Here is a 26,094-nt window from a genome sequence, read left to right as displayed (position 1 = left end):
CACGCGCGTCCACGGGCGGGCTGCGGTCGAGGGTGGGGGCGGACCGTTGTCCTACCGCCCCGCCTCCACCCTCAGCTCCGCCACGCCCGCCGGCTTCTCCGGGTCCTCGGACCGCACCGTCACCCGCACCTTCCGGGCTGTGTCGCCCGCCAGGTACGGGCGCCAGAAGTGGCCGTCGACGGAGGTCTCCAACGTGTGGGACGCCGGTGGTACGTCGCTCCAGCGCGGGGTCACCGAGGTGACGCGCAGGGGGTGCGGCCCCAGGTCCACCGTCAGGGCCCCCGTCGCCCCGTCCGGGGACCAGGACGTCGTCGGGGAGCCGTCCACCGCCGCCTCCGCGTAGAGACCGGGGGCTTCCGAGGTCGCCGTCACCGGGCGGCAGCGCGCCGCGTCGGCCGTCGGGGTCAGGTCGGGGCGGCGGGTGGGGAGGGTCAGGGCAGCGGTGAGGCGGAGCGGGCCGGACGCCGTGTGGACCGTGAACGGCGTGCCCGACGTCAGGCGGACCGTGCTCGTCCGGGCGCCGATCTCGACCTCGTACGTCGCATCCCGGTACCGCAGCCCCGTCAGCCGCACGCCCGCACTCAGCTGGGGCGGCAGCAGCGGGTCCAGGCGCACGCCGTCCTCGCGCAGGCGCAGGCCCGTCAGACCGTGCGTGAACACCTGGAGGAAGCCGCCCTTCCCGGTCAGGAAGTCCTCGGCCGGGAAGCCGGAGAGTGGGTCCTCGGCGCCGGACTTCTCGCCCTTCGCCTCGGAGAACAGGTCGTAGGGTCCGCGCAGATACGGCCGCACCGCGCGCTGGAGATACGTGTACGTCGAGCAGCCCGGCTCCCCGATCGCCGCGGCGTCGATCGCGTGCACCGAGTCGGTCATCGCCGGGCCGTCCGGGTCGGTGCGGGCCGCGTAGTAGTCGAGGGTGGCGGCCGCGGCACCCGGTTCCATCGGCCACTCCAGCGGGTACATCAGCAGGACCGTGTCGGCCTGCTTGATCGTGGAGCCGTGGTAACCCGCGTACTGGAGGAAGACCTTCCGCGCGGAGTCGTACGGGATGCGGAGGCCGTCCGCCACGCGGTTCCAGCCGGTCGGCGGGCGGTGGCCGAGGAGTCCGGCCGCGCGGGTCGCGTTGCGCAGGGCGGTGGCCGCGACCGCGTTGGTGAAGACGCCGTCGTCGACGCCGTTGCTGTACTCGTCGGGCCCGGCCACGTTCTTGATGGAGTAGCTGCCGTCCGGGTTCGCCGTGGCGCGGGACTGCCAGAAGTCCGCGATCCCGCGAAGGAGCGGCCAGCCCCGCGCCGCCAGCCAGTCGCGGTCTCCGGTGGAGAGGTAGTACTGCCAGACGGCGAGCGACACATCGCCCTGGAGGTGGTTCTGGGTCAGGCAGTGCGGCGGGTCCCAGCTCTGGCACTCGGAGTCGATACGGCCCCGGCTCGCGCTGGTCCACGGGTAGAACAGGCCCCGGTGGCCGTACTTCTCGGCGTTCGCGCGGGCCGCGTCCCGGGTGCGGTAGCGGTACTCGACCACCGAGCGGGCCAGTTCCGGGCGGGTCGCGAGCAGCCCGGGGAACATCCACGTCTCCGCGTCCCAGAAGATCATGCCCGCGTAGTTGTCGCTGGTCAGGCCCGCTGGGGCGATGCTGTCGGAGGAGCCGCGCCGGGTGTTGGCGAGCAGCCCGTACTGGGTCGAGCGCAGCCACCCCTGGAGCCGGCGGTCGCCCGGGACCAGCACATCCGCCGACCACGCCTCGCGCCAGGCCGCCTCGTTCGCCGCGAAGACCCGGTCCCAGCCGCGCCGGGCCGCCCGGTGCGCCGCCTCGCGGGCGTCCTCGGCGGGGGCGGGCGAGGTGAGGGCGGTGTCGACGCCGACGTACTTCTCGAAGGTGTACGTCCGCCCCTCGCGGACCGGCGTCGGCCTCGGGGCCGTACGCGACTCGGGGCTCAGCGTCTCCACGACGCCCGAGCCCCGGCGCATCGTCTGCGCCACCGCGCCTTCCACGCCGGTGCCGAGCGTCCTGAACGTGCCGTCCTCGCGCAGCGTGATCCGGCGTGCGCCCCGGTCGTCCAGCCGGCCGGTGACCGTCGCCGTACCACTCCAGCGCGGGGTCATCCGCAGGCGTACGGCGCCGGTGTGCACGTCGGACCGGTCGGCCAGGACGTCGTACGTCAGGTCCGTGGCGCGGCCGTCCGCCGTCGTCCACCGCAGCGAGGTGCGGACGAGGCCGCAGCTGAGGAAGACCGTCTGCCGGTAGTGCGAGATCCGGCCGGCCGGGGTGTCCGTGCCGAACTTCTCGGTGCCGACCCCCACCTCGATCGTCGTCCAGCTCGGCAGCGCGGCGATCACCTCGCGGCCTTCGGAGACCGCCTTGTCCCGGGCGTACAGGCCGGAGACGAACGCGCCGTCGTAGCGGGGGGTGTAGAGCGGCCACCCCGTCTTCTGGCCGGTGGCCGCGTAGCCGGTGCCGGTGGCGGGGATCCGGTGGCCCAGGTAGCCGTTGCCCACGTACGGGTCGTAGCCCTCCGACTCCCCGAAGCGGGTGGAGGACAGGGCCCAGGTGGGGTCCTGACCCTCCGTCCGGCCGCAGGCGGGGACGGCCGGGGACGGCGGCGGCGCCGGGGTGGCGGCGGCTGCGGGGGTGGTTGCGGCCGGCGGGGTGGCTGCGGCTGCCGGGGAGAGGGGTGGCAGCGGCGCGATCAGGGCGGCCGCGACCAGGGGTGCGAGGACGGAGATACGCGAGAGGCTCACGGTACGAAGGTAGGGAGGCGGCGGCGGGGGCGCGCGGAACGGCACGCCCGGCCCCCGGAACGTGGCGTGAGCACGCCCGCCGGATGGCCCTGCCCCGGCCCTGCCCGGCCCTGCCCCGGTGCTTGTCTCCCCTCCCGGCTTCAGCTCTGCGTGAGGTCCTTGACGAAGACCAGGCCGTCCGTCTCCGCGAGGTGCGCAGGGTCGAGGCCGAAGTAGCCGAACCAGGGGGAGACGCGGGGCGCGGGGAGCGCGTCGCCCAGCGCGGCGGCCAACGCGCGGGGGTCGACCAGGAAGCGGTCCTCCGGGAGTGCGTACAGCAGGCCCTCCACGGTGTCCGGCGGCGGCGCTTCCACGCCCTGGTGCCGGATCGTGCCGAGGGCCGTGGCGAGGAAGCCGTACTCCGCTCCCAGCCGCGCGCTCACGATCGAGCCTGCGCCCCACCACTCCAGCCGCTCACCGCCCATCCGCATCGAACTCCTCTCCCGCTGGAGATGGCTGTTGTGGGCGAAGGCCAGGACCGGGCCGCGTGCGGCGAGGGCGAGCAGGTTCTCGGCCATCATCCGGTCCCGCACACCGAGCAGCCGGGTCAGCCGGGCGGGCGAGGAGTCGGCCATCCAGAAGTGGTAGCGCAGCAGGCCGGTGGCGGCCCGCCCGTGGAGGCGGGCGCGGTCCCACGCCTCCCGCCCGGCCGCCGCGATCAGGTGCGGGGCCCGCTCGTCGAGCAGGGAGACCAAGTCGGCGGCGAGGAGGTGGAGTTCGGCCGCCTCGGGGGAGCGGCCGAAGGACCGGGAGGGGTCCGTCATCGCGGCCGGTTCGGTCCACCGGTCGTCGGGGCCGAGGAGGTGGTCGAGCGTGGCGGCGGTGCAGGGGAGCAGGCCGTCCGCGTCCAGCCATGCGGTGAGGAAGGTGTGCAGCGCGGTGAGGGCCTGTCGGGGGCTCGCGGCGCCGGTGATCTCCAGCGGGCCGTCGAAGCCGGTGAGGTGGAGCCGGTCGGAGGTCGGGCGGTTCACGTTGAACTCCCTTGCCCAGCGCACCAGTTCACGGTTGGCGGCGGAAGCTCCGAGACCGTGGCTGAATCCGTGTGCCATGGCCTCGTCGAGCGTGCCGGTGCCGGAGGTCACGTACGCGTCCACGCGCAGGCCCGCCAGGCAGTCGCTCTCGATCGCGATCGTCCGGTAACCCTCCTGCTCGACGAGGTGCCGGAAGAGTTCGTTGCGTACGTCGAGCAACGTGTCCTCGCCGTGGGTGGGCTCGCCCAGCGCGAGGAGGCGAGGGCGGGACGGGAACAGTTCCAGGACGGCGGAGGCGTCGAGGGCATGCGTGAGGTGCGCGATACGCGCGGTGTCAGGGGCCATGCGTTCAACGGTATCGTTGAACCCTCGGTGGAGACTTTTGCGTGCCAGAGCTTGGAGAAGGGGGTTCTTGTGGAGAGAGACCCTCAAAGCCGGGTACGCCTCCGGCCGGTCGACCTGGCCCGTCCGCACGGTCTCTCCACCCAGGCCGTACGGAACTACGAGGAGGCGGGCGCCCTCCCGGCCGCCGAGCGCACGGAGAGCGGCTACCGCACCTACACCCCGCTCCACGCACGCGCTCTGGCCGCCTTCCTCGCCCTCCTGCCCGGCCACGGTCACCGGACGGCGACCGGCATCATGCGGGCCGTGAACCGGGGCGCGGCCGACGAGGCGTGCCTGCTCATCGACGAGAGCCACGCCCAGCTCCTGGAGGACCGGCGGACGCTGCGCGCGGTGGAGAGCGCGCTGCGTGATCTGGGGTCCGAGGCGGGGGAGCCCGGGCAGCCCGAGCCGCCCGGAAGTTCCCCCGCCACCTTCATCGGGCCGCTGGCGGACCAGCTCGGCCTCCGGCCCGCCACCCTGCGCGCGTGGGAGGCGGCCGGGCTGGTCCGCCCGCGCCGCGACCCGCTGACCGGGTACCGCGTGTACGGCGAGGCCGATGTGCGGGACGCCCGGCTCGTCCACCAGCTCCGGCGCGGCGGCTACCTGCTGGAGCAGATCGCCCCGCTGCTCGACCAGGTCCGGGCGGCCGGCGGCCTCGCCCCTCTGGAAGCCGCCCTCACCGACTGGCACTCCCGGCTCGCCGCCCGAGGCCGCGCGCTGCTGACGGGGGCCGCGGAGCTGGACGCGTACCTGCGCGGCCGGGAAGAGGAAGAGCAGCAGGCCTCCTAACCCGCCATCCCCGTCTTCACCCCCGCGCCGCACAAGGGCACCACCACGCTCCCCGGCGGCCGGTGCGCCGCGTCGCCCCGTACCGCCGCCCAGCACGCCACCCCCGTCGTCTCGACGTAGAACCCGCGCGCCGCCAGGTCCCTCTGGGCGTCCCGGATCTCGTCCTCCGCCACCGTCAGGAACATGCCGCCCGACGCCCGTACCGCCGCCAGGATCTGCCGGGCGCGCGGCGGCCGCGGGATCGCGATGCCCTCCGCGAGCGTCGGTGCCACCGGGACCACCGGCCCCGCCGACCCCAGACCCGCCGCCACCAGATCCTCCGCCACCAGGTCATCCGCCCCCGGCCCCGCCGACCCCAGACCCGCCGCCCCCGGGCCCGCCGCCACCGGGCCCACCGACCCCAGACCCGCCGCCACCAGGTCATCCGCCCCCGCCCGGAACGCCTCCGCCAGTGGCGACACCGCCTCCGCCTGTACGGCCACCAGCCGCGGCCGGTCCGCGATCAGGCCCAGGGCGTGCAGCTCGGCGGTGGCGAGGGCCGCGCCGAGGAGCAGCGTGCCGTTGCCGACCGGGACCACCAGGGTGTCCGGGAGGCGGCCGCCCAGGTCCTCCCAGAGCTCGTACACGTACGTCTTCGTGCCGTGCAGGAAGTACGGGTTGAAGACATGCGACGCGTAGAAGACGCCCGGCTCGTCCGCCGCGGCGCGGGCCGCAAGCGCCGTCGCCTCCCGGCCGCCGGGTACGGTCACCAGCACCGCCCCGTGGGCCCGGATCTGTTCGGTCTTCTTGGGCGATGTGCCCTCGGGGACGTACACCGTGCAGGGCAGTGCCGCCCGTGCGCAGTACGCGGCGATCGACGTGCCCGCGTTGCCGCTGCTGTCGGCCACCACCCGGTCCGGGTTCAGCCGCCGGGCCAGCTCCGCGAGCATCACCGCGCCCCGGTCCTTGAAGGAGAGCGTCGGCATCAGGTAGTCGAGCTTGGCCGAGACGGTCTCCGTGAGCGGGACCAGCGGGGTGCGGCCCTCGCCGAGGGAGGTCGCGGGAGTGGCGAGCGGCAAGATCTCTTCGTAACGCCAGAGTGAATTGGCACGTCCGGGAAGCACATGCGGGGCGAGCCCGGCGGTCGGTCGGAAGTCCAGGTCCCACGGGCCTCGGCAGACCGGACAGCACCAGGTCAGGGCGGAAGTGGGGGAGCGGGTTCCGTCCTGGGGGCAGTGATAGGTGGTCATGGTCGCCAGGATGTCAGGCATATGGCAGGTGAATGGCGTGCGTATGGCGTGGCTCAAGGCACCCTTGTGGGTTTGCCATGGATCGGTCAATCTTTCGCTGGCAGCAGGGCATGCCGGTCACGGACGACGCAGAAAACGGGGCGTTCGGACGGCTGATTTGTCATGCCCCTGTCGGGAGTCTCGCGCGGCTCCGGAACCACCCCCCACCAGCGCACCGCCTATGAGGAGGACCCCTCACATGTCAGTGATGCGTCACACCCCCCACGCACGTCGAAGACTCGCCGCGGCGACCGTCATAGCCACCGCAGCCGCCGTCGCCCTCGCCACCGCCGGCACCCTCCCGGCGACCGCGGCCGAGAGCGCACCCGAAGGCGTGATCCTGAACGCGGGCGCCCAGGGCACCATCAGCGACAGCTACATCGTCACGCTGAAGGACTCGGCCGCCCGGTCGGACTCCGCCCAGGGCAAGGCCCTCGCGAAGAAGTACGGCGCGTCCATCGAACGGACCTACCGCTCGGCCCTCAACGGCTACGCGGTCGAGGCCACCGCCGCGGAGGCGAAGAAGTTCGCCGCGGACCCGGCCGTCGCGTCCGTCTCGCAGAACCGCACCTTCACGGTCTCCGCCACCCAGAACAACCCGCCCTCCTGGGGTCTCGACCGCATCGACCAGCGGGCCCTCCCGCTGGACCAGCGCTACACCTACCCCGACAAGGCCGGTGAGGGCGTCACCGCCTACGTCATCGACACCGGGGTACGGATCAGCCACAGCGACTTCGGCGGCCGGGCCGTCAACGGCTACGACGCCATCGACAACGACAACGTCGCGCAGGACGGCCACGGCCACGGCACGCACGTGGCGGGCACCGTCGGCGGCACCGCCTACGGCGTAGCCAAGAAGGCGAAGATCGTCGGCGTCCGGGTGCTCAACAACCAGGGCTCCGGCACCACCGCGCAGGTCGTCGCGGGCATCGACTGGGTGACGGCCAACGCCGTCAAGCCCGCCGTCGCCAACATGAGCCTCGGCGGCGGCGCGGACGCGGTCCTCGACGCGGCCGTGCAGCGGTCCATCGCCTCCGGCATCACCTACGCCGTCGCGGCGGGCAACGAGTCGACCAACGCGAACACCAAGTCCCCGGCGCGCGTCGCCGAGGCCATCACGGTCGGCTCGACGACCAACACCGACGCCCGCTCCAGCTTCTCCAACTTCGGCGCGGTCGTGGACATCTTCGCGCCCGGTTCCTCCATCGCCTCGGCGTGGAACACCAGCGACACCGCCACGAACACCATCTCCGGTACGTCGATGGCCAGCCCGCACGTCGCCGGCGCGGCCGCCATCTACCTCGCCGACAACCCGGGCTCGACCCCCGCCCAGGTCTCCGCCGGTCTCGTCGCGGCCTCCACGCCGAACGTCGTCGGCAACCCGGGCACCGGCTCGCCGAACCGCCTCCTCTACGTGGGCGCGGGCAGCACCAACCCGCCGGAGCCGGGCAAGAAGTTCGAGAACACCACCGGCTACCCGATCAACGACAACTCCACCGTGGAGTCGCCGGTCACCGTCACCGGGATCACCGGCAACGCCCCGGCCGCACTCCAGGTCCCGGTCAACATCTCGCACACCTACATCGGTGACCTGAAGATCGACCTGGTCGCGCCCAACGGCACGGTCTTCAACCTGAAGGCGTTCGGCTCCGGCGGCAGCAGCGACAACGTGGTCACCACGTACACGGTCAACGCCTCCTCCGTCGTGGCCAACGGCACCTGGAAGCTCCGGGTCGCCGACAACTACGCGGCCGACACCGGCCGGATCAACAGCTGGGCCCTGCAGTTCTGAGCCTGGTGAAGCGGCAGTGAACCGATGACATGACGTTGGGGCGGTCGCATCACGCGACCGCCCCAACCCTTTGTCTCGCTAGCGGCGGTTGAGGCCGCGGTCCACGGTGGTCACCAGCTCACCGTCGTCCGTGTCCCCGTCCAGCGACCAGAACATCGCGCCACCCAGGCCCTTGTCCCGGATGTACGAGGTCTTGGCGCGCAGCACCTGCGGGTCGTCGTACGTCCACAGCGTGGTCCCGTCGAAGAGCCAGGCGTGGCCGTTCTTCGTGTCCCGGTGGACCTTGAACGTGCCCGAGGCGGCCAGCTTCTTCAGGACCTTGTAGTCCTCGTAACCGTTCGCCCAGGTCGCCGGAGCCGGGCCGGTGGCCGGCTGGCCGAGGCCCTTGCCGCCGCCGCTCACGCCGGTCCAGCCCTGCCCGTACGTCGGCATGCCGACCACGAGCTTGTGCTTGGGGGCGCCGCGCCTGACCCAGTCCCGTACGGTCTGGTCGACGCTGAAGTCGTTCTTCGCGTACAGCGCCGACTGCTGCGCCGTCTTCTTCTCGCCCGACACGTGGTAGTCGTAGCCCTGAAGGTTGACGAAGTCGAAGTCCTTCATGAGGCGCTTCACGTCGAAGCCCGCGTCGATCGCCTTCGGGTTGGCCGGGACGTACGCCGACAGGTCGTAGTGCTTGGGCTTCGGCTTGTGGTGCCCGTGGCCCTTGCCGTTCGCGGACTTCGCCCGGCTCTTCGCGTACGCGTCGAGCTGGGTGCGGAACTCGCTGATCAGGGCGGTGAAGTTCTTCTTGTCCTCCGGGCGGAAGACCGTGCCCTCGTTGGCCGCCGAGCCGGGCCACTCCCAGTCGACGTCGATGCCGTCGAAGACGCCGGCCGCCGCGCCCTGGCCGCCGCGCACCCCGTCCTGGGGCAGGTTGCCCTTGATGTACAGGTCGATGCAGGAGGCGACGAGCGCCTTGCGGGAGGCCGCCGTGCGCACCGAGTCGGAGAAGTGGGTGGACCAGCTCCAGCCGCCGAGCGAGATCATGACCTTGAGGCCGGGGTTCTTGGCCTTCAGCTTGCGGAGCTGGTTGAAGTTGCCCGCGAGCGGCTGGGTGTCGGTGTCGGCGACGCCGTCCACCGAGTTCGCCGCGTCGAGCGGGCGGGCGTAGTCCGCCCAGGCGTCGGCCTGGCCGGCGATGTTGCCGGTGAAGCACTTGCCCTCGGCGCTGACGTTGCCGAAGGCGTAGTTGATGTGGGTCAGCTTGGCCGCGGAGCCGCTGGTCTGCAGGTCGGCGACCTGGAAGTCGCGTCCGTAGACGCCCCACTGGGTGAAGTAGCCGATGTTCTTGTACGCGGGCCGGTGGTGGCCCTTGGAGCGGTCACCGCTGCTCTGGCCGCGGTCCGGGCCGGCCACGGCGGCCGGCGCGGCACTCGCCAGCAGGGCGAGGGTGACGCCCGCGATGGTCAGTCGGGACAGGTTTCTTCGGGGCATGAGGCTCGTTCCTGTGCGTGATCCGGTGGGGAGGGACATGCGGAGCCGTGCTGTGCACAGGAAGGTATTGGTCTGGACCAAAAACGGTCAAGGGGCGGGGAGTTGCGGGTCCCGGTCGTTGTGTCGATCGGTGGGATTCGGGGCAGATCCGGGGCGGGTGCGAGGCGGCTCCGGTCCGGGGAAATGTCCGGGAAGCGCTCTGGCGCCCGCGGCCGATCCATGCATGATCCGTCGCACTGTCATCACATTGAGTGAAACTCTGGCCCATGCTTGCGGTGTACAACCCACGGTTGTCAGGCTGTTGCAGACTGTCAACCTGTTGGGAGTGGCCTGTGACTTTCGGTGAGCAGCCCGCCTATCTGCGCGTGGCGAGCGATCTGCGGGAGAAGATCGTGAACGGCGCGCTGCCGCCCCATACCCGCCTGCCGTCGCAGGCCCGCATCCGGGAGGAGTACGGGGTCTCGGACACCGTCGCCCTGGAGGCGCGCAAGGTCCTGATGGCCGAGGGGCTGGTCGAGGGCCGCTCGGGCTCCGGCACGTACGTGCGCGAGCGCCCCGTCCCCCGCATGATCGCCCGCTCCGGGTACCGGCCGGAGAAGGGTGCCAGCCCCTTCCGCCAGGAGCAGACCGCCGACGGGGTGCGCGGCACCTGGGAGTCCCGCAGCGAGCAGGAGGGGGCGAGCGCCGAGGTCGCCGAGCGGCTCGGCATCGAGCCGGGCGACCGGGTCATGCGGACGCATTACGTGTTCCGCGAGGCCGGCGAACCGATCATGCTCTCCACGTCGTGGGAGCCCCTCTCTGTCACCGGGCGTACGCCGGTGATGCTCCCCGAGGAGGGTCCGCTGGGCGGCTGCGGCGTGGTCGACCGGATGGCGGCGATCGACATCGTCGTGGACAACGTGGCCGAGGAGGTCGGCGCGCGCCCGGGGCTCGCGGAGGAGCTGCTGGCGCTCGGCGGGGTGCCGGGCCATGTGGTCATCGTGATCGGGCGTACGTACTACGCCTCGGGGCGTGCGGTGGAGACCGCCGACGTGGTGGTGCCCGCCGACCGGTATCGGATCGCTTATCACTTGCCGGTCAGATGAGTTGACGCCCCGTCGGGCCCCGCCGCTCCTTCGCGAGCAGGGACGACAGGGCAGCGAAGGGGGCGCATCCGGCGGATGCGCCCCCTTCGTCATGGCCGGATGTGTATCTCTTTGTGCAAAGGCGCCTGCGCTGAGTGAAGGTCAGGCGTACGCTCGGGCATATGCGCACTGCGGTTTCCTGGGGATCCTTAGAGACGTGCACGCCGGTGGGGAGAACGCCGGTGGAGAGAGAGGCGACATGCGGGGGAGCGACACGATGAGCGACAGCGGTGCCGTGCTCCCGTGGCTGGTGATACGGCAGGACGACGGCGGCAACCGCTACCGGATCGGCAGATACGCCACACAGGCCGAGGCGCAGAAGGTCGCCGACGGCCTCGACGACCGCAAGCACCGCCAGGTGTACCGGGTGGAGCGGGCCGGTCAGGGCGGCGGCAGGCCCTGAGGTGCTGAAGTGCCCCGGCAGGCGCGCCCCGGGGGTCCGAAGCGCCCTCGTCGCCTTCCGGGGGTATTGAAGCGCCCTCGTGGCGTTCCGGCGGCCCGCTGCCGGGTTCCGGGACCCTACTGCGCACGCGGTAGGGTCCCGCCCGTCCGGTATGAGCGTCCCGGACGCGGCGAGCGAGGGCGGAGCGGTGATGTCGGTGCTGATCGACACGGTGGCTTGGGTGCGGATCGAGGACGGCAGGATTCTCTGCGCCCGCCCCAAGGGCAAGGACGTCTTCTACATCCCGGGCGGCAAGCGCGAGGGCGCCGAGACCGATCTGGAGACCCTCCTCCGGGAGATCGAGGAGGAGCTGACGGTCGGCCTGCTCCCGGAGACCGTCGTCCACGCCGGTACGTACGAGGCGCACGCCCATGACGGGCCGGGCGCCCCCCTCGTCACGATGAGCTGCTACTACGCCGACTATCGCGGGACTCTGGCCGCGAGCAGCGAGATCGAGGAGGTGGCGTGGTTCTCCTACGCCGACCGTCCCCTCGTGCCCCCGGTCGACCAGCTCCTCTTCGACGACCTCGCGGCGGCGGGCGAACTGCGCTGATCCGCGGTGCCGGGGACGGGCGGGGCCGGTACGGCCGTCTGCACCAAACCCGAGGGTGTGCGGTAGTAAGCGATAAATGGTGGGTATGGGCTGTTTAGTCCCCATTTCTCTGTGGGGTGAGCCCGTGGCCGGCCCTGGGAAGTGATCGGCGTGATCGATACCGAAGGCGACTGTGCCGAGTGGAGCTTCCCGGCCGAACCGGGTTCCGTGCGCAGCGCCCGGCACGCCGTCCGCGACGCACTGGACTGCTGGGGCCTGGACGTTGCGGTCGGTGACCTGACCGTTCTGCTGGTCAGCGAGCTGGTCACCAACTCCCTCCGGTACGCCTCCGGCCCCATCGGCGTACGCCTGGAACGCTCGCAGCCGGACACCGGGAGCAACGGGTCCGGCGAGCTGACCGGAGACTTCTCCACCGCCCTCCGGCTGGACGCCGACCGCCCTCCCGCCACCCCGGGACTGCTGGTGGAAGTCTCCGATCCGCTTCCGGATCCCCCCACCGAACGCCGTGCGGGACCCGACGACGAGGGCGGCCGCGGACTGCAGCTCGTGGCTTGTTCCGCACGCCGCTGGGGGACTCGTCGCGGAAAAAGCGGCAAGACGGTGTGGTTCGAGCTCGCTCTCCCTGGTTAGGAGTGGAGAGGGACGCACAGCGATCACCAGAGGTCGGGCAGGACCTGGCTGAAAGGGACTGAGACCTTGCTGTGATCGTGAACGCCGTGTCGGTCGGGGCCGTAGTGCTGAATACTGCGGGCAGGACCGGTCCGGTGTGTGAGCTGGAGGGGACGGTCGCGTGAGCGAAATACCTGGGACAACGGGCGACGTCGTGTGGCAGAGCAGTCCGCCCGGCTCGATCTACGACTACATCAGGGTCGCCTCCTTCTCGATCGGCCCCGACGGCCTGATCGAGCAGTGGAGCCGCCGGGCCGCCGGCCTCTTCGGCATGGCCGCCGACGAGGCGATAGGCCGTGACCCGGTCGACGCCTTCATGCCCGCCGAGCTGCGCTCGGACGGCCACCGGCGGGTCGGCGAGATCCTGGACGGCAAGGAGTGGACGGGCCTCGTCCCGTTCCGGATGCCGGGCGAGGGCGGAGCGCACGGGCTCGCCGAGGTCTATGTGATGCCCAGTGAGACGGCGGACGGTGAGCGGGCCGCGCTCTGCATCGTCGTGGACGTCCGGGCGTTGCGGAGGATCGAGACGGACCTCGCCGCCTCGCAGGCCATATTCGGCCAATCTCCCTTCGGCTTCGTGCTGTTTGGTACGGACTTCACCGTCGTCCGCGCCAACCAGCGCTTCGCCACGGTCTTCGGCGGGGCCGCCGACGACCACCGGGGCCGCACGGTCGACGACTACCTCCCGGGCCCGGAGGCGGAGCGGCTGGGCGCCACGCTGAAACGCGTCATGGAGACCGGCGAGTCCGTCACCGACCTCCAACTGGTCGGCCCCACACCCGGCGGCACCGGCCGCCGCCACTGGTCCATGAACCTCTACCGGGTGCACAGCGGAGCCGGCCGCCCCGTCGGCGTCGCGGGCCTCGCCACCGATGTCACCCGCCGCCACATCGCCGCCCGCGAGGCCGCCAGCGCCCGCCGCAACCTGGCCCTCCTCAACGAGGCCAGCGCCCGCATCGGCAACTCCCTCGACCTGGAGACCACCGCCCGCGAACTCCTCGACGTGGCCGTCCCGGGCTTCTGCGACCTGGCCACCGTCGACCTCTACCAGGGCCTCCTCACCGGCGAGGAGGCCGCGCCCGGCTCCTGGGCGCCCGCCCACCGCGAGTCCGCCGGCGGATCGGCGGAGCTGCGCCGGGTCGCCCACGCCAGCGCCGTCGCCGACGCCCTGCCCACCGCTGTGGCGGGCAGCGGCGCACCGGGCCCCGGCGACCTGCCGCCCGCGCTCGGCTCCGTCCACCGCTTCCCGTTCGGCTCGCCCTGCGCGACCGCCCTGCGCTCGGGCCAGGTCGAGGCGGTGCCCGGCGACGACATGGGGTTCGTGCAGTCGACGCTCGCCGTGCCGATGGTCGCCCACGACACCGTCGTCGGCCTCGTCCAGTTCTCCCGTACGAAGGGGAGCGAGCCCTTCGGGGAGCGGGACCGGGTGCTCGCCACCGAGCTGGCCGCCCGCGCCGCCGTCTGCATCGACAACGCCCGCCTCTACCGCCGCGAGCACGAACGCGCCCTGATCCTCCAGCGCAGCCTGCTGCCCCCGGGCGACCCCGAGGCCGCCGGGCTCGACATCGCCTGCCGCTACCTCCCCGGCAACACCGCCACCGAGGTCGGCGGCGACTGGTTCGACGTCATCGAACTGCCCGGACACCGCACCGCCCTGGTCGTCGGCGACGTCATGGGCCGGGGCCTGCGGGCCGCCGTCGCCATGGGCGAACTCCGCACCGCAGTCCGGACGCTGGCCCTCCTCGACCTGGAGCCCGCCGAGGTGCTCTCCGCCCTGGACGAGGTCGCGCGCGGCCTCGGCTCCCCGGGCGGCGGTGAGCGCAGCGAGGGGCTCGGCGGCAGCGGCGGCGCCCAGTGGCCCTCCCGCGCCGCCCAGAAGTCGCGGGAGGCGGACCTCTCCGAGGTGTACCTCGCCACCTGTGTGTACGCGGTCTACGACGCGGTCACCCGGCGCTGTACGTTCGCCAACGCCGGGCACCTCCCCCCGGCCGTGGTCGAGCCCGGCCGGCCCGCCCGGCTCATCGACGTACCGCCGGGGATGCCGCTGGGCGTCGGCGGTGAGCCGTTCGAGGAGGTGGAGGTGGAGCTGGCCGAGAACGCCCTGCTCACCCTCTACACCGACGGGCTCGTGGAATCCCGCGACCAGCCGCTGGACGAGGGCCTGGACGCGCTGCGCTCGGTGCTGACCGGGCCGCAGATGGCGCTGGAGGACGCCTGCGACTTCGTCCTCTCCACGCTCGACACCCGGCACGGCGAGGACGACATCGCCCTGCTGATGGCCCGCATCCGGGGCCTGCCGGAGGAGGCCGTCGGCGACTGGCGGCTGCCGCGCGAGCCCCGCTCGGTGGGCCGCGCCCGCGAACTGGCCCGCTCCCAGCTCATGGCCTGGGACCTGGACGACCTGGTCGACACCGCCGAACTCCTCGTCAGCGAGCTGGTCACCAACGCCCTGCGCTACGGCGAGGGCGAGATCCGGCTGCGGCTGCTGCGCGACCGCACCCTGGTCTGCGAGGTGTGGGACGCCGGACTCGTCCAGCCCCGCCGCCGCCGGGCCCGCGACACCGACGAGGGCGGGCGCGGGCTCCAGCTCGTCGGCCTGCTCAGCGCGGCGTGGGGCTCGCGCCGCACCCCGCGCGGCAAGACCGTCTGGTTCGAACTGGCCCTGCCGACCGGGGCGCCGGCCGCCGAACTCTCCGTGGAGCAACTGCTGAGCATGTACTGAACCGGCTACGAGGCGGCTGCCCGGTCCGGGATGCCACGGCGGTCTACGCCCCCGCCTTCAGGGCCGCCAGCCGGGCCTCCACCTCCGCGCTGGCGCCCAGGCTGTCCAGTTGCTCGAACTGCGCGTCCAGCGAGGAGGCGGCCAGCTCCTGCTTGCCCAGCGCCCGGGCCTCCTCGCGCCGCACCTTGTCCTCGAAGCGGCTCAGCTCGCTCGTCGGGTCCAGGACGTCGATGTTCTTCACGGCGTCCATCATCTGGTTCTGCGCCTGCGCCGACTTGGCGCGCGCCACCAGCTCGTCGCGCTTGGCCTTCAGCTCGGAGAGCTTGGCCTTCATCTGGTCCAGCCCCGTCCTGAGCTTGTCCACCACCTCGCTCTGCGAGGCGATCGTCGGCATGGCCGTCTTCGCCTCCTGCTCGGACTGGAGCTGACGGCCCAGCGCCACCTTGGCCAGGTTGTCGAACGTGTCGGCCTCCGCGCCCGACCCGGCCCCACGCAGCTCGTCGGCCTTCCGGCTGGCCGCCAGCGCCTTGGAGCCCCACTCGGCGGCCGCCTCCACGTCCTCCTTGTGGTCCTGCTCCATCAGCCGCAGGTTGCCGATGGTCGCGGCCACCGCCTGCTCGGCCTCGGCGATGTTGCTGGTGTAGTCGCGGATCAGTTGGTCCAGCATCTTCTGCGGGTCCTCCGCCTGGTCCAGCAGGGCGTTGATGTTGGCCTTCGCCAGTTGGGTGACGCGGCCGAGGATGGTCTGCTTGGTCATGGCACGGCTCCTTGGGTATCGAGGTCGTTCGTACGGGTGAGGGGACAAGGACCAGGTCGTTCAGAAGCGGCCGCCACCGCCCCGGCGCCCCCGTGTGCCGCCCCCGCCGAAACTGCCGGGGCCGCCGCCGAACCCTCCGGAGTGCCCGCCTCCGCCCCCGAACCCCCCGCCGAAGCCGCCGCCCGGTCCGCCCCGGCCGCCCCCGCCCCCGAACAGCCCGCCGAGGATGATCCCGCCGAGGACCGCCCCGCCCATGCCCCCGCCGCCCCGCGTTCCGCCGCCCCCGCCGAAGCCTCCCGGGCCGCCCGGCCCCTGGAAGCCCCGTACGTCCTGCTCGGCCAGGCTCCGTGCCTGCCGGGCCAGTGCGTCCGCCTGCTGGGCCTCGGCCAGGGCGGCCTGCGGATCGCGTTCGGCCGACTGCCCGGCCTGCTCCCACCGCCGCTGGGCCTCCGCCAGGCGGGTGCGGGCCGGGGCGCCGACCGCTCCCCGGTGGGTGGTGATGTAGTCGGCCGCCGCCGCGATCGCGGAGCGGGCGGTGAGCACCGCCTGGTCGAGGAGCGAGCGGGCCCGCCGGCCGCCCGCCTCCTGCTCCCGGGCCCCGGCGAGCGCCTCGTCCAGGGCCGCGTCGGCCTCCTCCACCCGGCGCAGCGCGTCGACCGGGTCGTACGGGCCTGCCGCCATCGCCTCCCGTACGTCGGTGAGTACGGCCTCCGCGCGGGCGATCCGGCCCCGGAGGTCGGCGGTGGAGGTGGCGGGCGCGGTGCCTTCGAGGAGGCCGCGCGCGTCGGCGAGGTCGGTGTCCGTCTCGGTGAGGGCCGTGGGCAGCTTCCCGGCCGCCTCGGCCACCTCGGCCGCGCGCCGGTCCACCGCGTCGATCAGCGTGCCCGCCTGGCCGACCGCGCCCTCGGCGGCCCGGATGTGGACGGCGGCCCGCGCGTGGTCGGCGGTCTCCACCGCCTGCCGGGCCTGGTCCAGGGCGGAGCCGGCGAAGGCGAGCCGGTCCTTCGCCTGGTCGAGGTCGCCCGCGACGGGGGCGGCGGCCCCGTCCCCGTACCGCTCGCGCATCCCCGCGACCGTCGCCTCCGCCCCCGAGACGCGTCCGGTGAGCGTGGCGAACGTGGGCTCCAGGGTGGCCAGGGCCTCCGGAGCGTCGCGTTCCAGGGCGCGCAGCCGGTCGAAGTCCTCCGCCACCGCGTCGAGCCCCTCGTCGGCGGCCGTGCACCGGGTGAGAATCTCCTCCAGCATCCGGCGGCGGGTCGCGTCGTCCTCGGGGAAGGCGTCGTCGAGCTGCTGGCGCAATCGGAACGACCGGGTCAGCTCGTCCTTGGCCCGTGCGAGCGCCTTGGTGAATGGTTTCGCCGCCTCCTCGCCGAACTGGGCCGTCGCGAAGCCGAGTTCCTCCTCGCTGGTGCGGACCGCGTCGTCGGTGTCCACCAGCACCTGCTTCGTCCGCGCGTCCAGTTCCTCCAGCGGCACCGGCGCACTTCCCGCCTCCGCCGGCCGCCCCCAGCCGGTCGCGGCCGGGGTGAAGCGGGTCGTGGAGCGCCGCTTGCGCCGGGTGAACGCGAACACGGCGAGCGCCCCCGCGCCCCCGACGACCACCACCGGCAGGAGGAAGTCACCCGCACCGGAGGAGGGGCCCGAGGCGCCGGAGCCGGGGTCGGCCGGGCCCGGGGTGATGGCCGGAGCGGTCACCGGGCGCCCGTCCAGGACGGAGACGTACCCGTCCGCCGCCCCGATCGCCGCCCCCGCCCAGTCGTGTCCCCGCAGCGCGGGCTCGATGGCGGTGGACGCCACCTCGCGCAGTTGCTGGTCGGTGAGCTCGGAGCCGGCGTCCACGGAGTAGGCGTACTGCCGGTCGTGGGTGGCGACGGAGAGCAGCACGTCGTCCTGGCCGAGGCCGTTGCGGTCGGCGGTCTCGTCGCTCCAGGTCTGCCCGGAGCGCCCGGAGAAATCGCGTACGTACACCACGAAGAGCTGGAGGCGCCGCTCCGCGTAGAGCCGGTCGAGGGCGTCCTCCACCGCGTCCGCCCGGTCCTGGAGCGCGCCGACCCGGTCGGTGATCTGGCCGTCCCGGGAGAGCTCCACCGGGTCCTCCGCGCGGGCGTCCACCGCCGCGGGCCCGGCGAGCCAGCCCACGGCGACGAGCGTGGCGAACAGGCCGTTGAGTAGGCCGTTGAGCAGGCCGGTGAGCTGGGCCCTGCCGGGTGCGGAGCTCCGGATACGGTCCACGGATGGCGTCACGTTCGTGAGGCTATGTCCGGCTTCCGGGCCACGCGACCGGAGCTTCGACGGCCCCGGCGGCGGCCTCGGCGACGGCCTCAGCGGCGGTCCCGGCGACGGCCCCGGCGGCGGCCTCAGCGGCGGTCCCGGCGGCGGCCCTCGGGCGGTCTGCGCTGTTCGGATGAAAGGGCGGGGCGGCCCGCGCGTCCGGACCGGGAAGGCCTGGTCTCCCTCGCCGTATGGGCAAATCTAGAGAAAAGCGTACAAAAAGCGCCCATGTATTGCAGGTGGCCGGCCGCCGAAGCGAAGTCCGGAGGATCCCCATGAACGGCCTTCAGCTCTCCGTCGTCGTGCCGTGCTTCAACGAGGCCGAGGTGCTCGACACCTTCCACGCCGCCCTGCTCGCCGTCCTCGAATCCACCGGCACCCCCTTCGAGATCTGCTACGTGGACGACGGCAGCGGCGACGCCACCCGCCGGCTCCTCGCCGCCCTCGCCCTGCGCGACGAGCGCGTCCACTACACCGCCTTCAGCCGCAACTTCGGCAAGGAGGCCGCGATGCTCGCCGGTCTGCGCATGTCGCGCGGCGCGGCGGTGGTCATCATGGACGCCGACCTCCAGCACCCGCCCGAGCTGATCCCCCGCATGCTGGAGCTGCACCGGCACGGCTACGACCAGGTCATCCCGCGCCGCGACCGGGCGGGCGAGGGCGTGGTGCGCTCGACGCTCAGCCACACGTACTACGCCCTGGTGCGGCGGTGCATGGACGTCGAGCTGATCGACGGCTCGGGCGACTTCCGGCTGCTGTCGCGGCGGGCGGTGGAGAGCGTCCTGTCGCTACCCGAGAGCAACCGCTTCTCCAAGGGGATCTTCTCCTGGATCGGCTTCGACACCGTCAGCTTCCGCTACCGCAACAGCGAGCGGGTGGCCGGCCGGTCGAAGTGGGGGAGCAGGCGGCTGCTGAACTACGGCATCGACGGGCTCCTCTCCTTCAACAACCGTCCCCTCCGCCTCGCCATCTACACCGGCTTCTGGGTCTTCGTCTCCGCCCTGGCGTACGCGCTGTGGACGGTGGTCACCGTCGTCCTGCACGGTGCGGACACCCCGGGGTACGCGACCCTCCTCACCGCCGTCGTCGCGCTCAGCGGCATCCAGCTCGTCACCCTCGGCGTCATCGGTGAGTACGTGGGCCGCATCTACCACGAGGCGAAACACCGCCCGCCCTATGTGGTGCGGGAGACCGACGCGACCTGCCGGACCCGGCCGCCGACCGAGCCGCCGGCCCTCGGGGAACCGCTCACCGGTCCGCGGGCCATCGGGCAACCGGCCCTCGGGGACCCGGACGGCCCTGCCGCTCAGGGGAGGCCCGGCACCCGGTCCCGTACGGCACGCCAGTTCGGCAGCTTCGTCCTCATCGGCTGCGTCAACACCGCCGTCTACCTGGGCGTCTACGCGTCGCTGAACCGCTGGATCCCCTACCTCGTGGCCCATGTCCTCGGCTACGCGGTCAGCATCGTCTGCTCGTTCCTGCTCAACTCGTACGTCACCTGCCGGACGCGGCCGACCTGGCGCGGGTTCGTCCGCTATCCCGTCTCCAGCCTGGCCAATCTGGTGGCCTCCGGAGCACTGCTCTACGGTGCGGTCACCGTTCTCGGCATGGACAAGAACCTCGCCGCGCTGGCGGCCGGGATCATCGTCACGCCGCTCTCGTTCCTGCTGGCGCGCTGGGCGATCATGTCGGGCCGCCGCACGGAGATCGCGGAGGTCCCCGGGACCGCCGTCACGGGCCGCGCGGAGCCACAACATCCGCTGGCCGCCCGCCCGATGACGGACCGGCCGCTCGCACCGAGGACAGGCGAGAAGCGATGACGGAGGAGGCCGGCGGCACGACGACACCGAACACCGACCCGCACCCCGAGCCACCCCCACCCCGCACCCGCCCGAAAACCCCTCTCTGGCTCACCGCCCTCGCGCTCCCGCTCCTGGCCCTGCTCGCCGCCGCGTCCTGGTTCGGCCGCTGGGTGCGGCCCGGCGCCGACGACTGGTGCTTCCTCCCGGTCGTCCGGGACGACGGCATCACGGGCCTGGTCGGAAAGTTCTACTTCGACGACAACGGGCGCGTCGCCAACGCGCTGCTGGTCGGCGCCTACGCGAAGTTCCAGGTCGCCGGACACCAGTGGTTCCCGGCAGTGAGCGGGGCTCTGATCCTGGCGGTCCTGTGGACGGTCACCGTCCTCGCGCTGCGCCGGGGCGGCGTCACCGTGCCGCGCGGCCTGCCCCTGCTGCTGGCGGCGATGGTGGCCGCGCTGTTCCTGTTCGTCACGCCGAACACGTACAAGACGTTCTACTGGCCCGCCGCCTCCGTCTCGCACACCCTGCCCCCGGTCCTGGCCTGCGCCGCCCTGATCCCGCTGCTCCTCGCTCGTACGCGCCGGGGCAGGGCGGCCGCCCTCGTCGTCGCGCTGCTCGCGGGCGCCTTCGTCGCCACCCTCTCGGAGGAGACGGCGATCGTGCTGGTGCTGGTGCTGCTGGCCGCACTGCTCCTGAGCGGCCGTCTCATCCCGGCCTCCACGAGGGCGTTCGCCCGCCGTTGGTGCGTTGCGGGGCTGGCCGGAACGTCGGCGGGTGGACTCGTCCTGATCACCTCACCCGGCTCGGTCCGCCGCCGCGAACGGTTCGGGGCGGAGACCACGTCGCTGCTCGCCCCCGACTCGCTCGCCGCCTCCCTGCGGAACTTCGCGGAGATCACCGTCCAGACGGTGACGACCTGGCAGTACGTCGGCGCGCTCGCGGTCGGCGTCCTGCTGGGCCTGCTCGCCGACCGCCGGGACGGCCGTACGCCCCGCCCTCCCGCCCACTGGCCGCTGCTCGCCTGGACCGGCCTGCTGACCCTGCTGCTCTCCGGCTACCTGTGCACGGTGATCGCCTATCCGGTGTTCCAGGACCGGGTGAGCGACCCGAGCGCCAACCGGCTCTGGAACGACTACCTCCTGCTGTACGTGCTCCTCCTCGTCGCGGCCGGGGCGCTCCTGGGCCTCGCGGTGCGGCAGCGCGTACGGCGTACGGCCCCGGCGAAGGCCGTGTGCGCCGTGCTCTGCGTCCTGGTCTGCGCCGGCCCGGCCGTATCCCTGCTCAACCTGGACACCACCATGCGGGTGCGGGCGGAGAAGTGGGACGCGCAGGACCGGCGGCTGCGGGAGGGGGCGGCGGACGGCGAGCGGGTGATGCCGTACGAACGGCTCGTCGTCAGCGGCATGCTGGAGCCGTTCGGCAAGGCGGGCACCAGCTACTGGCCGGGCGGATGCGTGGCGGACTTCTACGGGCTGGAGCGGGTGACGGACGGGGCGCGGACGCCCTGATCGCTTACGTGTCACGGGAGTTGAGCCGGGCCGCCCGGCGGGTCAGGTGGTCGCGTTCGGCGAGGTTCGGGGCTGTGCGGGCGGCCTCGGCGTAGAGCCGCGCCGCCCGCTCCAGGTCGCCGTCGCGCTCGTGGAGGTACGCCGCCACCGCCGCGTACCGGGGCAGCGCGCCGTCCAGCTCGGCGAGGGCGGCGAGCCCGGCGCGCGGCCCGTCCGCCTCACCGACGGCCACCGCGCGGTTGAGCCGGACGACCGGGCTGTCGGTCAGCCGGGCGAGCTCGTCGTACCACTCGACGATCTGCACCCAGTCGGTCTCCGAGGCGGTCGGCGCGTCGGCGTGGAGCGCGGCGACGGCGGCCTGGGCCTGGTACTCGCCGAGCCGGTCCCGGGCGAGGGCCGCCTGGAGGATCCGGACCCCCTCGGCGATCGCGGTGGTGTCCCACCGCCCCCGGTCCTGCTCGGCGAGCGGTACGAGGCTGCCGTCGGGCGCGGTACGGGCGGCGCGCCGGGCGTGGTGGAGCAGCATGAGGGCGAGGAGCCCCGCCACCTCGGGGTGGTCGATGGCGGCCGCGAGCTGCCGGGTGAGCCGGATGGCCTCGGCGGCGAGGTCGAGATCGCCGGAGTAGCCCTCGTTGAAGACCAGGTAGAGGACCCGCAGCACGGTGGAGACATCGCCGGGCCGGTCGAACGGCACGCCGGAGACCGTGCGCTTGGCCCGGCTGATCCGCTGCGCCATGGTCGCCTCGGGCACCAGGTAGGCCTGCGCGATCTGGCGGGTGGTGAGCCCGCCGATCGCGCGCAGGGTGAGCGCGACGGCGGACGAGGGCGTCAGGGAGGGGTGGGCGCAGAGGAAGTAGAGCTGGAGGGTGTCGTCGCTGCCGGGCGCGGGCCCGGGCCCCGGCTCCTCCCCGACGAGCTCCTCACGCCGGCGGCGGGCGGCATCGGCCCGGGTCGCGTCGAGGAACCGCCGCCACGCCACGGTGACCAGCCACGCCTTCGGGTCGCGCGGCGGACCGTCGGGCCACACCCGGACCGCCTCGATCAGTGCCTCCTGCACGGCGTCCTCGGCCGCCGCGAAGTCGGCTCCGCGGCGGACGAGGACCCCGAGCACGCCCGGGACGATGCTCCGGAGCAGCAGCTCGTCCATCGGCTCCATCGGCTGCATCGGCCCCTCCGACTCCACCGGCATGGGCATCGGCATCGGTGACGTCACTCCGCGATGGTGGGCGGCGCGGTGAGGAACGGGCGGAGCTCCAGCCACTCGTGGATCGGCCTGCCGCCCGCGCCCGGGGCGGCCGACAGCTCACCGGCCAGCTCGACGGCGCGCTCGTACGAGTCCACGTCGATGATCATCCACCCGGCGATCAGGTCCTTGGTCTCGGCGAACGGCCCGTCGGTGACCGGCGGCCGCCCCTCCCCGTCGTACCGGACCCACGCCCCCTCGGGCGCGAGCGCCTGCCCCTCGACGAACTCCCCGCTCTGCTCCAGCCGGGCGGCGAAGTCGTTCATGTACTGGATGTGCGCCGAGACCTCTTCCGGCGTCCAGCGGTCCATGGGGACGTCGTTGACGGCCTCGGGGGCGCCGCGGTAGTGCTTGAGCATCAGGTACTTGGCCATGGGATTCTCCTCGTGCGGGGCGACCCATTGTGGTCGCGTTCACGGGGGAGACGGAGCGGGACGCGGGTTCTCGACATGGTCGCCGGAAGTTTTTTCCGCGTCCCGCACGGGCGCTCAGTACCCGAAGATCATCTTGTACGCCACCTCCGGCAGGAACTGCCCGGCCGCCGACCCGCCGCCGACCCCGCAGTTGCCGTCGGACTCCCCGGGCGTCTTCAGCCACAGCAGCATCTCGGCGCCGCCACCGCCGCCCGTCTGGCTTGCGGCTCCGATCCGGCGCCCGCCCGGGTTGCACCACTGGCCGTTGGACCCGTTGCCGTTGCGGCTGGTGTCGACGACGTACGGCTTCGTGTAGCCGTAGGAGGCGGAGAGGGCCGACCTGATGGCGTTGCCGTACGAGGTGTTCTCGCCGGTGGTGAAGTAGTTCGAGATGTTCAGCGAGAAGCCGTGCGCCTCGCGGGCCCCGGCGCCGTCGAGGTGCTTGGCCATGGTGGCCGCGCCGATCCAGGCCGGGTTCCCGGCGTCCAGGTAGGTCCAGGTGTTGGGCGCGCGGTCGCGGAACTGGGCCAGGGCACCCCGGAGCATCCCGTTCCGCTCGTTGATCTGGGCCTGGCTGAGGCAACTGAAGTCGCCGAGCGAATCGGGCTCGATCACCACGAGCGCGGGGCGTGAGCCGATGGCCGAGGCGAAGGCGGAGATCCAGGACTGGTACGCGGCCGGGGTGCCCGCGCCGCCGCCGGAGTGCCCGCCGCAGGCGTCGCGGCCGGGGATGTTGTACGCGATGAGCACGGGGAGCTTGTCGGCGGCGTCGGCGGCGCCCACGTACGAGCCGACGGCGGCCCCGATGTCCCCGCTCCAGGCGCCGAACCAGCGGGCCATGGGCCGCGATGCGATGTTGTCCCGGATGGCGGCGGCCCGCCCGTCACCGGGGTTGGCGGCGGCCCAGGCGGCGGGGCCGGAGGAGGGGTCGGTGTAGAAGCCGCTGGTCATGCCGATGGGGTCGGCCTGGACGGCGGTGGCGGTGGTGGTGGCGTTGCCCGGGCTGGCGCTGAGCGGCAGGAGCAGACAGGCGAAGGCGGAGGCGGCGAGCGTACGAAGAAGTCGTCTCACGAGTGCGGCCCTTCTCTGGGAGCGCTCCCATAGTGCGGCGGCCGAGCGGTGGGGGAGGGAGGCGCGGGGTGGGGTGGGTGGGGATGCGCGCGGTGGGCCCTGGGGCCCCTTGGGGGGTCCGGGTCCGGGAACTGCCGCCGTCAGTCGAGACGGTGGCAGGGGGACACCTCGCTGTCAATGAGTCGGGCACGCCGCGTGCGTGAGCCGTTGCCCTCGTTCCCCGGTCCTCGTCATGACATCTGTCATCGACGCCGGTGACAGCTCGCACCGCGCCGCTGCGCCCCGCCGTGGATAGCGTGGCCGAAAGGCCCCGGCCCCTATCCGACGGTGGGAAGAGACATGCCGAGCGAGACGCTGATCGTCGAAGACCTGACCCTGCTGCTGATGGACGACGCCTCCGGCGCGATCCCGACGGCGGGCACGCTCTACTACACGCAGGGCGGCGCGGTCCTGGTGGAGCTGGGGCTCGCCGGTCATGTCCGGGTCGATGAGGGGGACCAGGGGCTGGCCGGCATCCGGGTGCACGCCGTCGTCGGCCGGCCGCCGGAGGACCCGCTGCTGCGCGACGCGTACAAGAAGGTCTCCGAGAAGGTACGAGGCGTCCAGACGCTCCTGATCGAGATCGGCACCGGGCTGCGCGAGCCCGTGTTCGACCGGCTCGTGGAGCGGGGCACGCTGCGCCGGGAGACGAAGAAGACGCTGGGCCTCTTCCGTACGACGTCGCACACGATCGCGGACACCGCGCACAAGAAGGCGCTCCTGGAGCAGGTCCGGGCCGTCCTGATCGACGGTGCGGAGCCCGATGCCCGTACGGCTTCGCTGATCGGCCTGCTGTCCGCGAGCGGGTCCCTGCCGAACCTGCACCGCACCGTTCCGTGGTCCGGCAAGGTCTACCACCGGGCGAAGGAGCTGGAGCGGGCGAGCTGGGGCGCGGAGGCGGTCAACTCCGCCGTGCTGCGGACCGTGGCGGCGGTCTCGGCGGGGACCACGGCCGCCGTGACCGGCTAGGCCACGGGAGCTCGCCGCACCACTGGTTGCCCTTGCTGCTGCGCGCGGGGTGACGGACCCGGGCCGTGGAGCACAAGGTGGGCCGTACGGCTGGTCCGTACGGCCCACCAGGGCCCGATGTGGCGTGCCCGTGTCAGGTGAGGTTCGTCTGGCGCCGCTTCAGGTGCGAGCGGACCACCAACGTGACCGCTGCAACGGTGAGGATGAACCAGACGGAAAGCTCAAGCAGGGCGAATCGTGACCCGAATGCCATGAGAACGGCTACGGAACATACGAGAACCAAAGCCAACTTCCACACCAAAGACGCCATTTCATGCTCCCGATTCAGCTGTCGCGGTCATCCATCACCCTGACACACCGCTGCTGAAACCGGTCTTGCCGTTGCCGTGCACTTTGGTCTTGACCCAGGGGTAGGTCGTGGTGTAGCAGCCGAAGTTGATGATGCAGTGGTCGAGTCCTCGTTTCATGTAGGAAGTGGCCGAGGAGGCGGGGACGCCGCTCTTCTGGTTGACGATGCGGCCGCCGACTTTGATTCCGGCGGAAATGTTGGTCACGTCGTCCCAGCGATTTCCCCATGCACGCACCTTTCCGCCCGAATAGTTGAACCGGGCGTAGTGGTGGTACTTGTAGATGATTCCGCCGGTGTAGCTCCGGTGGGTGTGCGTGACGTGGGTGTCCTTCCACTTGCCGCTCGCCCGCGTCGTGAGGCCCCCCGTCTCGTCCTCGGCCGGGGTTGTGACGGCGTCGTGCAGGGAGGCGTCGGCCGAAGGTGACGGAGCGAACTGGTCGAGGATGTCCTGCGGGACCTCCTCGCCGTTCGGCATGACCGGCTTCCCCAGGGGGTTGATCTCGAATTCGAGCTCTTGCGTCACGACTTCGGGGGCGACCCGCGGGTCCTCCGTGACGGCTGCGATTGCAGGGATCGAGCCGATGAGTTCGGCGTCCGCGTTGCTCCAGGTGCCGTTGGCGATGCGCTTGAGAGCGGCGAGCACTTCTGCGTCACCGGGCTCGCTCGCCATTGCGGTCCCGGCCGGGAGAAGTGTCAGACAAAGTGCCCCG

The 26,094-nt window shown here is 72.5% G+C and carries 20 protein-coding genes; 10 read left to right on the top strand and 10 right to left on the bottom strand.

Annotated features, from left to right (window positions below; genetic code table 11):
* Positions 1-51: 51 nt before the first annotated feature.
* On the bottom strand, positions 52-2,736 hold the full coding sequence (locus ACFWRT_RS06765) for a glycosyl hydrolase family 65 domain-containing protein (protein WP_380953083.1): 2,685 nt from the start codon (positions 2,734-2,736) through the stop codon (positions 52-54).
* A gap of 140 nt (positions 2,737-2,876) precedes the next feature.
* Positions 2,877-4,091, bottom strand: a complete 1,215-nt coding sequence (locus tag ACFWRT_RS06760) for an erythromycin esterase family protein (RefSeq protein ID WP_380953082.1) — start codon at positions 4,089-4,091, stop codon at positions 2,877-2,879.
* Between the two features lie 69 nt (positions 4,092-4,160).
* On the opposite strand from ACFWRT_RS06760, the gene ACFWRT_RS06755 reads away from it, so the two are divergent.
* Entirely contained in the window at positions 4,161-4,919 is a 759-nt protein-coding gene (locus tag ACFWRT_RS06755; protein ID WP_380953081.1) for a TioE family transcriptional regulator, read from the top strand.
* Here ACFWRT_RS06755 and ACFWRT_RS06750 read toward each other — a convergent pair.
* Positions 4,916-6,148: a threonine synthase gene (locus tag ACFWRT_RS06750; RefSeq protein ID WP_380953080.1), complete on the bottom strand. Its 1,233-nt coding sequence runs from the start codon at positions 6,146-6,148 to the stop codon at positions 4,916-4,918. The two genes, ACFWRT_RS06755 and ACFWRT_RS06750, sit on opposite strands and share 4 nt — an antisense overlap.
* Positions 6,149-6,386: 238 nt before the next feature.
* On the opposite strand from ACFWRT_RS06750, the gene ACFWRT_RS06745 reads away from it, so the two are divergent.
* Positions 6,387-7,979 carry a S8 family peptidase gene (locus ACFWRT_RS06745; RefSeq protein ID WP_380953079.1) on the top strand — a complete coding sequence of 531 codons (1,593 nt, stop codon included), beginning with the start codon at positions 6,387-6,389 and terminating at the stop codon, positions 7,977-7,979.
* Between the two features lie 78 nt (positions 7,980-8,057).
* On the opposite strand, the gene ACFWRT_RS06740 is transcribed toward ACFWRT_RS06745, so the two are convergent.
* Positions 8,058-9,452 (bottom strand): glycoside hydrolase family 18 protein, encoded by a 1,395-nt coding sequence (locus ACFWRT_RS06740; protein ID WP_380953078.1) that lies wholly within the window; start codon positions 9,450-9,452, stop codon positions 8,058-8,060.
* 332 nt (positions 9,453-9,784) lie between these two features.
* Here ACFWRT_RS06740 and ACFWRT_RS06735 point away from each other — a divergent pair, with 332 nt between their 5' ends.
* The 5 genes from ACFWRT_RS06735 to ACFWRT_RS06715 all read left to right on the top strand — a co-directional run bounded on the left by ACFWRT_RS06735 (position 9,785) and on the right by ACFWRT_RS06715 (position 14,962).
* A complete protein-coding gene (locus ACFWRT_RS06735; RefSeq protein ID WP_018510236.1) occupies positions 9,785-10,537 on the top strand; it encodes a GntR family transcriptional regulator in 753 nt (250 codons plus the stop codon).
* A gap of 238 nt (positions 10,538-10,775) precedes the next feature.
* Entirely contained in the window at positions 10,776-10,979 is a 204-nt protein-coding gene (locus tag ACFWRT_RS06730) for an SPOR domain-containing protein (protein ID WP_380953077.1), read from the top strand.
* A gap of 187 nt (positions 10,980-11,166) precedes the next feature.
* Positions 11,167-11,571 (top strand): NUDIX hydrolase, encoded by a 405-nt coding sequence (locus ACFWRT_RS06725; protein ID WP_380953093.1) that lies wholly within the window; start codon positions 11,167-11,169, stop codon positions 11,569-11,571.
* Between the two features lie 141 nt (positions 11,572-11,712).
* The gene (locus ACFWRT_RS06720; RefSeq protein WP_380953076.1) at positions 11,713-12,201 is read left to right on the top strand and encodes an ATP-binding protein; all 489 of its coding nucleotides are present in this window, start codon (positions 11,713-11,715) and stop codon (positions 12,199-12,201) included.
* A 193-nt stretch (positions 12,202-12,394) separates the two neighbouring features.
* Positions 12,395-14,962, top strand: a complete 2,568-nt coding sequence (locus ACFWRT_RS06715) for a SpoIIE family protein phosphatase (RefSeq protein WP_380953092.1) — start codon at positions 12,395-12,397, stop codon at positions 14,960-14,962.
* Positions 14,963-15,005: 43 nt separating this feature from the next.
* Here ACFWRT_RS06715 and ACFWRT_RS06710 read toward each other — a convergent pair whose 3' ends face one another.
* Both ACFWRT_RS06710 and ACFWRT_RS06705 read right to left on the bottom strand, forming a co-directional pair.
* Positions 15,006-15,719 (bottom strand): PspA/IM30 family protein, encoded by a 714-nt coding sequence (locus ACFWRT_RS06710; protein WP_380953075.1) that lies wholly within the window; start codon positions 15,717-15,719, stop codon positions 15,006-15,008.
* Between the two features lie 60 nt (positions 15,720-15,779).
* Positions 15,780-17,951: a TPM domain-containing protein gene (locus ACFWRT_RS06705; RefSeq protein WP_380953091.1), complete on the bottom strand. Its 2,172-nt coding sequence runs from the start codon at positions 17,949-17,951 to the stop codon at positions 15,780-15,782.
* 314 nt (positions 17,952-18,265) lie between these two features.
* On the opposite strand from ACFWRT_RS06705, the gene ACFWRT_RS06700 reads away from it, so the two are divergent.
* Both ACFWRT_RS06700 and ACFWRT_RS06695 read left to right on the top strand, forming a co-directional pair.
* Positions 18,266-19,810, top strand: a complete 1,545-nt coding sequence (locus ACFWRT_RS06700; RefSeq protein ID WP_380953074.1) for a glycosyltransferase — start codon at positions 18,266-18,268, stop codon at positions 19,808-19,810.
* The gene (locus ACFWRT_RS06695; RefSeq protein ID WP_380953073.1) at positions 19,807-21,300 is read left to right on the top strand and encodes a DUF6056 family protein; all 1,494 of its coding nucleotides are present in this window, start codon (positions 19,807-19,809) and stop codon (positions 21,298-21,300) included. Before ACFWRT_RS06700 ends, ACFWRT_RS06695 begins: the two co-directional genes overlap by 4 nt.
* 4 nt (positions 21,301-21,304) lie before the next feature.
* On the opposite strand, the gene ACFWRT_RS06690 is transcribed toward ACFWRT_RS06695, so the two are convergent.
* From ACFWRT_RS06690 to ACFWRT_RS06680, 3 genes are all read right to left on the bottom strand, one after another.
* Positions 21,305-22,447 carry an RNA polymerase sigma factor gene (locus tag ACFWRT_RS06690; protein ID WP_380953090.1) on the bottom strand — a complete coding sequence of 381 codons (1,143 nt, stop codon included), beginning with the start codon at positions 22,445-22,447 and terminating at the stop codon, positions 21,305-21,307.
* Positions 22,448-22,509: 62 nt separating this feature from the next.
* The gene (locus tag ACFWRT_RS06685) at positions 22,510-22,917 is read right to left on the bottom strand and encodes a YciI family protein (protein WP_380953072.1); all 408 of its coding nucleotides are present in this window, start codon (positions 22,915-22,917) and stop codon (positions 22,510-22,512) included.
* Between the two features lie 114 nt (positions 22,918-23,031).
* Complete coding sequence (locus tag ACFWRT_RS06680; protein ID WP_380953071.1) at positions 23,032-24,027, bottom strand: glycoside hydrolase family 6 protein; 996 nt, start codon at positions 24,025-24,027, stop codon at positions 23,032-23,034.
* A gap of 339 nt (positions 24,028-24,366) precedes the next feature.
* Here ACFWRT_RS06680 and ACFWRT_RS06675 point away from each other — a divergent pair, with 339 nt between their 5' ends.
* Positions 24,367-25,035 (top strand): GOLPH3/VPS74 family protein, encoded by a 669-nt coding sequence (locus tag ACFWRT_RS06675; RefSeq protein ID WP_380953070.1) that lies wholly within the window; start codon positions 24,367-24,369, stop codon positions 25,033-25,035.
* Between the two features lie 344 nt (positions 25,036-25,379).
* Here the strand turns inward: ACFWRT_RS06675 and ACFWRT_RS06670 are convergent, their stop codons facing one another.
* Positions 25,380-26,054 (bottom strand): hypothetical protein, encoded by a 675-nt coding sequence (locus ACFWRT_RS06670; RefSeq protein ID WP_380953069.1) that lies wholly within the window; start codon positions 26,052-26,054, stop codon positions 25,380-25,382.
* Positions 26,055-26,094: the final 40 nt, after the last annotated feature.

This window comes from Streptomyces cyaneofuscatus (assembly GCF_042718795.1).
In the GTDB taxonomy this organism is placed as follows: domain Bacteria; phylum Actinomycetota; class Actinomycetes; order Streptomycetales; family Streptomycetaceae; genus Streptomyces; species Streptomyces cyaneofuscatus_A.
This window is presented reverse-complemented; position numbering and strand designations above follow the sequence as displayed.